The following is a 10,999-nucleotide window of genomic DNA, read 5'->3' as shown; positions in this document are numbered from 1 at the left end:
GGTTGATGCCATGCTTCCAAGAAAAGCTCCTAAGCTTCAGATAACTGGGAACCGTACCCCAAACCGACACAGGTGGTTAGGTAGAGAATACCAAGGCGCTTGAGAGAACTCGGGTGAAGGAACTAGGCAAAATGGCACCGTAACTTCGGGAGAAGGTGCGCCGGTGAGGGTGAAGCACTTGCTGCGTAAGCCCACGCCGGTCGAAGATACCAGGCCGCTGCGACTGTTTATTAAAAACACAGCACTCTGCAAACACGAAAGTGGACGTATAGGGTGTGACGCCTGCCCGGTGCCGGAAGGTTAATTGATGGGGTTAGCGCAAGCGAAGCTCTTGATCGAAGCCCCGGTAAACGGCGGCCGTAACTATAACGGTCCTAAGGTAGCGAAATTCCTTGTCGGGTAAGTTCCGACCTGCACGAATGGCGTAACGATGGCGGCGCTGTCTCCACCCGAGACTCAGTGAAATTGAAATCGCTGTGAAGATGCAGTGTATCCGCGGCTAGACGGAAAGACCCCGTGAACCTTTACTATAGCTTTGCACTGGACTTTGAGCTTGCTTGTGTAGGATAGGTGGGAGGCTTTGAAGTGGGGACGCCAGTTCTCATGGAGCCATCCTTGAAATACCACCCTGGCAACCTTGAGGTTCTAACTCAGGTCCGTTATCCGGATCGAGGACAGTGTATGGTGGGTAGTTTGACTGGGGCGGTCTCCTCCCAAAGAGTAACGGAGGAGTACGAAGGTGCGCTCAGACCGGTCGGAAATCGGTCGTAGAGTATAAAGGCAAAAGCGCGCTTGACTGCGAGACACACACGTCGAGCAGGTACGAAAGTAGGTCTTAGTGATCCGGTGGTTCTGTATGGAAGGGCCATCGCTCAACGGATAAAAGGTACTCCGGGGATAACAGGCTGATACCGCCCAAGAGTTCATATCGACGGCGGTGTTTGGCACCTCGATGTCGGCTCATCACATCCTGGGGCTGAAGCCGGTCCCAAGGGTATGGCTGTTCGCCATTTAAAGTGGTACGCGAGCTGGGTTTAGAACGTCGTGAGACAGTTCGGTCCCTATCTGCCGTGGACGTTTGAGATTTGAGAGGGGCTGCTCCTAGTACGAGAGGACCGGAGTGGACGAACCTCTGGTGTTCCGGTTGTCACGCCAGTGGCATTGCCGGGTAGCTATGTTCGGAAGAGATAACCGCTGAAAGCATCTAAGCGGGAAACTTGCCTCAAGATGAGATCTCACTGGAGCCTTGAGCTCCCTGAAGGGCCGTCGAAGACTACGACGTTGATAGGTTGGGTGTGTAAGCGCTGTGAGGCGTTGAGCTAACCAATACTAATTGCCCGTGAGGCTTGACCATATAACACCCAAGCAATTTGCTCACGCAGATTGCGGTGGTGAAGACGAAACGAACCGAAAGTTCGCGACGAACCACAAGATCACATATCCGAATTGGCTGGCATGTCTGCAAGGACGTACTGGCAACCGAATTTCTTGACGACCATAGAGCATTGGAACCACCTGATCCCATCCCGAACTCAGCAGTGAAACGATGCATCGCCGATGGTAGTGTGGGGTTTCCCCATGTGAGAGTAGGTCATCGTCAAGATTCATTTCGCAAAACCCCTATCTGCGCGAGCAGGTAGGGGTTTTGTCTTTGTGCCCGGAAAACTCATGGCCTGACCGGGCAGCATCGCGAGCCCCCGCCTGCTGTCTCCGTGATAAGGTTTCCCGTCAGCATCAACCGCATTCCCGAGAGCTCCTATGCCGCAGACCACCTCACTCCACCCAGGTTTCATGATCGTCCAGGGCAATCGCCTGGACGAGCTGCGCAATCTGGTGGTGAGCGTGATGCGCCGCTACCCCCTGGCGCCGCTGGAGAACGAGATTGCGCTGGTACAGAGCAACGGTATCGCCCAATGGCTGAAACTGGCCCTGGCCGAAGACCCGCAAGACGACGATCAGGGCGGTTGCGGCATCGCCGCTGCCATTGATGTGCAGCTCCCGGGCAGCTTCATGTGGCAGCTGTACCGCCGAGTGTTGGGCCGTGATGAAATCCCCGAGGTTTCGCTGCTCGACAAGGCCCCCCTGACCTGGCGCCTGATGCGCCTGCTCCCGGAAGTGATCGAACGCCCGCACTTCGAACCACTGCGCCGCTTCCTCACCGACGACAGCGACCTGCGCAAGCGCTACCAGCTGGCCGAACGGCTCGCCGACCTGTTCGACCAGTACCAGGTCTACCGCGCCGACTGGTTGAAGGACTGGGCAGATGGTGCCCACGTACTCAATACCGCCCGTGGCGAGCGCAAGCCGTTGGCTGCTGGCAATCGCTGGCAGGCCGAGCTGTGGCGGCTCCTGCTCGAGGACGTGGGCGCGGAGGGCATGGCCCAGAGCCGAGCTGGTGTGCACCAGCGCTTCATCGAGCGGATCAACAGCCTGGAGCAGGCGCCCCCAGGGCTGCCCGCGCGGTTGATCGTGTTTGGCATTTCCTCGCTGCCGGCACAGATCCTGGAAGCCTTGGCAGGCCTTGCCCGTTTCAGCCAGGTGCTGCTGTGCGTGCACAACCCCTGTCGTCACCACTGGGGCGATATCGTCGCCGACAAAGACCTGCTGCGGCACCAGTACAAACGCCAGCAACGCAAGCAGGGCATGCCTTTGCAGCTGGACGACGAGCTGCTGCATCAGCATGCCCATCCGCTGTTGGCGGCCTGGGGCAAGCAGGGGCGCGACTATATCAACCTGCTCGACAGCTATGACGACCCTGGCAGCTACCAGAATGTCTTCAGCGAAGGCCGTATCGACCTGTTCAGTGACGCCCAACCCGAGACCCTGCTCAACCAGCTGCAGGACGATATCCTCGAGCTGCGGCCTTTGGCCGAGACGCGTACGCAATGGCCAGCAGTCGATCCGGCCAAGGACCGCTCCGTGCGCTTCCACCTGGCCCATAGCCCGCAGCGCGAAGTCGAGATCCTCCACGACCAGTTACTCGCCCGCTTCAGCGCCGACCCGACGCTGCGCCCCCGCGACGTCATCGTCATGCTGCCGGCCATCGACACCTACGCGCCGCACATCCGTGCAGTGTTCGGCCAGCTCGATCGCAACGACCCGCGCTTTATCCCCTTCACCCTGACCGACCAGGGCCAGCGTGGTCGCGACCCACTGCTCATTGCCCTGGAGCATCTGCTCAAGCTGCCTGACAGCCGCTTTGCCGTCAGTGAAGTGCTCGACCTGCTGGACGTACCGGCCGTGCGCGCCCGTTTCGCCATTCAGGAAGGCGACCTGCCGACGCTGCATCGCTGGATCGAAGGGGCGGGCATCCGCTGGGGGCTAAGTGCCGAACAGCGCGCCAGCCTGGGGCTGCCGGAAGGGCTGGAGCAGAACAGCTGGCGGTTCGGCCTGCGCCGGATGTTGCTGGGGTACGCGGTCGGGGTGGGCGAAGGCTGTGATGGCATCGAGCCTTATGATGAAATTGGCGGCCTCGATGCCGCTTTGATCGGGCCGCTGGTGGCCTTGCTCGATGCCCTGGAGGTCGCTTGCCAGGCCCTGACCCAGCCGGCCTCGGCGCCAGACTGGGGCGCACGGCTGCACGCCCTGCTGCAGATCTTCTTCCTGGCCGAGAACGAACACGACGAGCTGCTCCTGGTGCAACTGCAGGACCTGCGCGACGCCTGGCTGGAGACTTGCGAGGCGGTTGGCCTCCAGGACCTGCTGCCGCTAACGGTGGTGCGCGAGGCCTGGCTGTCGGGGTTGGACCAGGGCAAGTTGTCGCAACGCTTCCTTGCCGGTTCCGTGAACTTCTGCACCCTGATGCCCATGCGCGCCATCCCGTTCCGCGTTGTCTGCCTGCTGGGCATGAACGATGGTGACTATCCTCGCGCCCAGCCGCCCCTGGACTTCGACCTGATGGCCAGCGACTATCGCCCGGGCGACCGCTCCCGACGGGAGGATGACCGTTACCTGTTGCTCGAAGCCCTGCTGTCGGCACGTGACCAGCTCTATGTCAGCTGGGTCGGGCGCAGTATCCGCGACAACAGCGAGCGTCCGGCCTCGGTGCTGATCGGACAACTGCGCGATCACCTGGCTGCCGGCTGGCAGCTCGCCGGGGCCAAGGCCGGGTTGCGCGATGACGCTGGACAGCAGTTGCTGCATGCGTTGACCCAGGAGCATCCGCTGCAGCCGTTCAGCCAGCGCTATTTCCAGAAAGGCAGCCCGCTGTTCAGCTTTGCCCATGAGTGGCTGGCCTTGCATCAGGCCGAGGACGGCGCAGCGACCGCCGCTATCGGGCTGTCGCCCTACGTCAGCGATGAACCGCTGAACCTGGTGCAGCTTCAGGATTTCCTGCGCCACCCGGTACGGCATTTTTTCAGCCAGCGCCTGAAAGTGTTCTTCGAAACGTTGGAAGCGCCGACGCCGGACGAAGAACCCTTTGTCCTCGATGCCCTGCAGCGCTATGGCCTGAGTGAAAGCCTGCTTGGCGCCGCGCTGGCCGACCCCGACAACGCCGAGCGAGCCCTGCAAGCCCAGGCCCGGAGGCTGCAGGCCTGTGGGCTGCTACCGTTGGCCGGGTTCGGTGAGGCCTTGCAGGCGGAGCTGATCCAGCCGCTGCCGGACTTGCTGCAACGCCATCGACAATTGCTGCAGCGCTGGCCGACGCTGGTCGAGGGTGCCCTGCCGATTCACTTCGAACAGGGCGCGCAGCGCCTGGAAGGCTGGCTCGGCCGTGTGTACCAGGGCGAAGACCAAAGCCTGCTGAGCATCGCCACTGTGCCCAATACCCTCAGTGCCGGGCGTAACAGCCTGAAATGGCATCGCCTGATTCCGGCCTGGGTCATGCACCTTGCCGCCTGCGCCTCGGGCTATCCGCTGCACAGCGCGTTGGTGGCCAGCGACCTGACCTTGCTGTTGGCACCGCTGCCGCAAGCCGATGCGACGCAGCGCCTGGGCGAGTTGCTGGTGGCACGCCAGGCGGGAATGAACGCGCCCTTGCCCGTCGCGGCCAAGACTGCCTTCGCCTGGCTGGCCCAGGAGGATCCGGACAAGGCGCTGGCTGCAGCAGCCCGGGCCTACGAAGGTGACGGCCAGAACAGCTTTGGCGAGCGCAGCGAGAGCCTGGCCCTGGCCCGTCAATACCGTGACTTCGCCGCACTGGCCCTCGAGGAAACCTTCGAGGGTTGGTGCGAAACCCTGTATCGCCCCTTGTTCGCGGCGCCCTGGCAAACCCTGGGCAACCCGGAGAGCGCCCAATGACCCAAGCCCGCCCCCTGGCGCTGAGCTTTCCTTTGCACGGCAGCCAACTGATCGAGGCCAGCGCCGGCACCGGCAAGACCTTCACTATCTCGGCCCTGTACCTGCGCCTGATCCTTGGGCATGGCGGCGAGCAGGGCTTTGCCCGCGAGCTGCTGCCGCCGCAGATCCTGGTGGTGACCTTCACCGATGCGGCAACCAAGGAACTGCGTGAGCGTATCCGTGCGCGCCTGGCTGAAGCGGCGCGCTTTTTCCGCGGCGAACTCGAGGATGCCGACCCCTTGCTGCACCTGTTGCGCGAGGATTATCCACAGGCGCACTGGCCACGCTGTGCCAACCGCCTGGAAATCGCCGTGCAATGGATGGACGAAGCGGCGGTATCGACCATCCACGGCTGGTGCCAGCGCATGTTGCGTGAGCATGCGTTCGACAGTGGCAGCCTGTTCACCCAGAGCCTGGAAACCGATCACAGCGAGTTGCTGGGCCAGGTCATGCGCGACTACTGGCGGCGCTTCTGCTACGGCATGCGTGGCGAGTCGCTGGCCTGGGTGCGCGGCAACTGGGGCAGCCCCGATGCTTTGTTGCCAAGGATCAGGCCATTGTTCGGCCGCGTCCGAGGCCAGACGGACGATCAGGAGCCGCAAGCCTTGATCGAGGCGACCCTGCGCCAGCGCACCGAGCAACTGGCCCAGCTCAAGGCCCCTTGGGCCGCCTGGGCCGACGAGCTGCAGCAGATCTGCCGCGATGCCGTGGCGGCCAAGCAGGCGGATGGGCGCAAGTTGCAGGCACGCTACTTCGAGCCCTGGTTCGACAAGCTGCGCGCCTGGGCCGGTGATGAGCAGGCCATGGAGCTGGACCTGGGGACCGGTTTTACCCGGCTGACCCCGGCGGGCATGGCCGAGGCGTGGAAGGCCGGCGAGCCACCGCAGCACCCGGCGCTGCACGCCATGGCGGCCCTGCGTGAACAGTTGCAGGGGCTGGCCAGCCCCGATGCGCGCCTGCTGGAGCATGCCGCCGCCTGGGTTTCGGCGCGCTTCGAGGTGGAGAAGCGTCGACGCGCCGAAATGGGCTTCGACGACATGCTGCTGCGCCTTGAGCATGCTCTGGGCAGCGATGCCGGCGAGCGCCTGGCCGCGTTGATCCGCGAGCAGTTCCCGGTCGCGTTGATCGACGAGTTCCAGGACACCGACCCCGTCCAGTACGGCATCTTTGAACGTATCTACCGTATCAGCGAGAACAATCCGGACACCGGCCTGTTCATGATCGGCGACCCCAAGCAGGCGATCTACGCCTTCCGCGGCGCCGACATCTTCACTTACCTGGCCGCGCGCCGCGCCACCGCCGGGCGCCTGCACAGCCTGGACACCAACTACCGCTCGAGCCAAGCCATGGTCGCGGCGGTGAACCGGGTATTCCTCCAGGCCGAGGAGCGTGCCGAGGGCCGTGGGGCATTCCTGTTCCGGGCCCATGGCGACAACCCGCTGCCCTTCGTCGAAGTACGCGCCAAGGGCCGTGGCGAGCAATTGCTGGTGGCCGGGCAGCCGAGCGCGGCCCTCTGTTGCTGGCAGCTGGATAGCGATGAGCCGGTATCCAGTACCTTGTATCGCCAGCAGCTGGCGGCCAGTTGCGCGAGCCATATCGTCGAGCTGCTCAATGGCGGGCAGCAAGGCATCAGTGGTTTCGCCGACGCCGCTGGCAAGCTGCGCCCCTGCCTGCCCTCCGATATCGCCATCCTGGTGCGCGACGGCCGCGAGGCCCAGCTGATCCGCGCCGAGCTGGCCGCCCGCGATGTGCGCAGCGTGTACCTGTCGGACAAGGACTCGGTGTTCGCCGCCCAGGAAGCCCACGACCTGCTGGCCTGGCTCAAGGCCTGCGCCGAACCGGACTCGGAGCGCCTGCTCAAGGCCGCCCTGGCCAGCCTGACCCTCGACCTGCCGCTGGTCGAACTGGAGCGCCTGAACCAGGACGAACGGGTCTGGGAGGGCTGGGTGATGCGTTTTCGCCGCTACCGCGACATCTGGCAACGCCAGGGCGTGCTGCCGATGCTGCGCCGCCTGCTGCATGACTTCCAGCTGCCCCGCGCGTTGATGGGCCGCAGTGACGGCGAACGCGTGCTGACCAACCTGCTGCACCTGGCCGAGCTGTTGCAGCAGGCGGCGGGCGAACTGGATGGCGAGCAAGCGCTGATCCGCCACCTCACCGAGCACCTGGCCAACGCCGGGCAAGCGGGCGAGGAGCAGATCCTGCGCCTGGAAAGCGACGAACAACTGGTCAAGGTGGTGACCATCCACAAGTCCAAGGGCCTGGAATACCCGCTGGTGTACCTGCCGTTCATCTGCACCAGCAAACCGGTGGATGGCCAGCGTCTGCCCCTGGGCTGGCACGATGAGCAAGGCGTGGCGCACCTGACTCTGACGCCGAATGCCGAGCAGATCGAGCGCGCCGACGACGAGCGCCTGGCCGAGGACCTGCGCCTGCTCTACGTCGCCCTGACCCGCGCCCAATACGCCTGCTGGCTGGGCGTCGCCGACCTCAAGCGCGGCACCCAGCGCAGCTCGCAACTGCACCGTTCGGCACTGGGTTACCTGCTCGGCGGCGGGCTGCCATTGCCTGCCTCCAGCCAGCTGGGCGAGTGGCTCCAGGCACTGGCAGCGAGCAACCCGGCCATCAGCCGGGGGGCGCTGCCCGAAGTACAGACACAGAGCTATCGCACGCCGGACAGCCAGCGCGAACTCCTGCCGCCGCGCAAGCCACGGCGCGCCGCCGCGGAACACTGGTGGATTGCCTCCTACAGTGCCCTGCGGGTGGGCGACCAGACGCTGATCGCCGACAGCTCCCAGGCCCAGCAACTGCTGGACGACGAGGTGCTGGACAGCCAGCTGCTGCGCGAGGTCCCGGCCGAGGCGGGCGATATCCACCGCTTCCCCCGTGGGCCGAACCCGGGGACCTTCCTCCATGGCCTGCTCGAATGGGCGGGTCGCGAAGGTTTCGCCGAGATCAGCAGCCAGGCCGAGGTGATCGAGCGCACCGTGGGGCGGCGCTGCAATCGACGCGACTGGACCGGCTGGATCCCCACGCTGACGCAGTGGCTGCAGCAATTGCTGCTGCAACCCATGCCGCTGCAGGGGGCCACCCTTACCCTGGCGCAACTGAACCACTACCAGATCGAAATGGAGTTCTGGTTCGCCAGCCACCAGGTCGACGCCCTGCGCCTCGACTACCAGGTGGCGCGCCATACCCATGCCGGCGCGGCGCGCCCGGCCGCGCAGCCGACCTTGCTCAATGGCATGTTCAAGGGCTTCATCGACCTGGCGTTCGAGCTCGATGGGCGCTACTACGTGGCCGACTACAAGTCCAACTGGCTTGGCCCCGATGCCGAAGCCTATGGCGCCCTGGCAATGGAGCAGGCGATCCTCGAACATCGCTACGACCTGCAGTACGTGCTCTACCTGCTGGCCCTGCATCGCCAGTTGCGCGCCCGCCTGCCTGACTACGACTACGATCGGCATGTCGGTGGCGCGGTGTTCATCTTCCTGCGCGGCGTCACGTCGGCAGGCCACGGGCTGTATCATGCGCGGCCACCCCGGGCGCTGATCGAGCAGCTCGACGCGATGTTCCGGGGTGAGCAAGAACCTGAACAACAGGACCTGTTTGCCGGAGCCGCGCCATGAGCCGCAACCTCGATGACCTGCTGCCCACGCCATTGCAGGCGGAGCATCTGAGCGCCCTGGCGCCGCTGAGCGCCAGCCACGACCTGCTGGCGTTGCTCGATCGCTGGGTCGAGCGCGGGTGGTTGCGTGCCCTGGATCGGGCCTTCGTGAGTTTTCTCGAGGAACGGGCGCCAGGCAGTGACCCGTTGGTGCTGCTGGCCGCGGCGCTGGCCAGCCACCAGCTGGGGCATGGGCATGTCTGTCTGGACCTGCGCCAGACTCTCGCGGAACCAGACTTCGCCCTGTCGCTGCCTCCGGAAGGCGATGCCCTGGCCGGGCCGCTGCTGCTGCCTTCGCAACTGCTGGCCAGCCTTGACCTGGGTACTTGGCTGCAACGGATCGCCGAGAGCTCGCTGGTCGCGGCGGGCGATAGCGTCGAACAGCGCGCCCGGCCACTGGTGCTCAGCGCCGAGCGTTTGTACCTGCGCCGCTACTGGGCTTACGAGCGGCGGATCGACGGCGCCCTGCATGAGCGCCTGGCACGCCGTCAGCCTCAGCCCGCCGATCTGGCCCAGCGCCTGGCGCAGCTGTTCGACGGCGGCTCGGCGGCCGGCGAGGTGGACTGGCAGAAGCTGGCATGCGCCCTGGCCACCCGAGCGGGTTTCAGTGTGATCACCGGCGGCCCCGGCACCGGCAAGACCACCACCGTGGTGCGCCTGCTGGCGTTGTTGCAGGGGCCGGCGGTCGAGCAAGGCCGACCGCTGCGTATCCGCCTGGCGGCACCGACCGGCAAGGCCGCGGCGCGCCTGACCGAGTCCATCGGCCAGCAGGTCGAGCGCCTGCAGGTGGACGTTGAGGTACGGGCGCAGATCCCCACCGAGGTCAGCACCGTGCACCGCCTGCTGGGCAGCCGCCCAGGCTCTCGGCATTTCCGCCATCATGCCGGCAACCCGTTGCCGCTGGACGTGCTGGTGATCGATGAAGCCTCGATGATCGACCTGGAGATGATGGCCAACCTGCTCGATGCCCTGCCGTCCACCGCCCGGCTGGTGCTGCTGGGCGACAAGGACCAACTGGCCTCGGTGGAAGCCGGGGCGGTGCTGGGCGACCTGTGTCGCGACGCCGAGGAAGGCTGCTACTGGCCCCAGACCCTGGCCTGGCTTGAGCAGGTGGGCGGGCAGTCGCTGGCGGGCATTGGCCTGAAACCGGGCGATGGGCAGCGCAATCCGCTGGCCCAGCAGATCGTGATGCTGCGTCATTCGCGGCGTTTCGGCGAAGGCAGCGGCATCGGCCAATTGGCGCGCCTGGTCAATCGCCAGCAGGCGCTGGAGGCGCGGGCGCTGCTGGCGACCCGACCTGCGGACGTTCATTGCCTGACCCTGGGCGGCGAACACGACAAGCGCTTCGATCGCCTGTTGCTCGACGGCCTTGGCCAGGGCGGCGAAGGGCCGCAGGGTTACCGTGGCTACCTGCGCACCATCGGCCGCTTGCGCCCGCCGCCTGGCACGCCGGGCGACGATCCGCGCTGGGAGCGTTGGGCCGCCGAGGTACTGCAGAGCTTCGAAGCCTTCCAGCTGCTTTGCGCCGTGCGCAGGGGCGCCTGGGGTGTCGAAGGCCTGAACGAACGCGTGGCCCGGGTGCTGCACAATGCCGGACTGATCGATAGCCAGCAACCCTGGTACGAGGGCCGCCCGGTACTGGTCACCCGCAATGACTACGGCCTCGGCCTGATGAACGGTGATATCGGCATTGCCCTGCGCCTGCCGGACGAGCAGGGCGAGGCGTTGCTGCGCGTGGCCTTCCCGCGCAACGATGGCAGCGGCGGGGTGCGCTTCGTCCTGCCCAGCCGGCTCAGCGAAGTGGAAACCGTGTTCGCCATGACCGTGCACAAGTCCCAGGGCTCGGAATTCAGCCATACCGCGCTGGTGCTGCCCGATGCCTTGAACCCGGTGCTGACCAAGGAGCTGGTGTACACCGGCATCACCCGCGCCAAGCATTGCTTCAGCCTGATCGAGCCGCGCGCCCGGGTGTTCGAGGAAGCGGTGGAGCGCAAGGTCAGGCGAGTCTCGGGGCTGATGCTGGAGCAAGTCTGACTCTGGAGTTCGCCGCCG

The 10,999-nt window shown here is 65.2% G+C and carries 3 protein-coding genes and 2 rRNA genes (1 of these 5 cut by a window edge); all 5 read left to right on the top strand.

Annotated elements, in window-relative coordinates:
* Positions 1–1,354, top strand: a 23S ribosomal RNA gene (locus C3F42_RS13730) (it extends 1,540 nt beyond the left edge of the window).
* A 133-nt stretch (positions 1,355–1,487) separates the two neighbouring features.
* Positions 1,488–1,603 (top strand): 5S ribosomal RNA (gene rrf / locus C3F42_RS13725).
* Between the two features lie 155 nt (positions 1,604–1,758).
* Positions 1,759–5,241, top strand: coding sequence for an exodeoxyribonuclease V subunit gamma (gene recC / locus C3F42_RS13720; protein WP_094010348.1), 3,483 nt, complete (start codon positions 1,759–1,761; stop codon positions 5,239–5,241).
* Positions 5,238–8,909 (top strand): exodeoxyribonuclease V subunit beta, encoded by a 3,672-nt coding sequence (gene recB, locus C3F42_RS13715; RefSeq protein WP_094010347.1) that lies wholly within the window; start codon positions 5,238–5,240, stop codon positions 8,907–8,909. Before recC ends, recB begins: the two co-directional genes overlap by 4 nt.
* Positions 8,906–10,981, top strand: a complete 2,076-nt coding sequence (gene recD / locus C3F42_RS13710) for an exodeoxyribonuclease V subunit alpha (protein WP_104444544.1) — start codon at positions 8,906–8,908, stop codon at positions 10,979–10,981. The genes recB and recD overlap by 4 nt, the downstream gene beginning before the upstream one ends.
* Positions 10,982–10,999: the final 18 nt, after the last annotated feature.

It is taken from the genome of Pseudomonas sp. PONIH3, assembly GCF_002934345.1.
Lineage (GTDB): Bacteria > Pseudomonadota > Gammaproteobacteria > Pseudomonadales > Pseudomonadaceae > Aquipseudomonas > Aquipseudomonas soli.
This window is presented reverse-complemented; position numbering and strand designations above follow the sequence as displayed.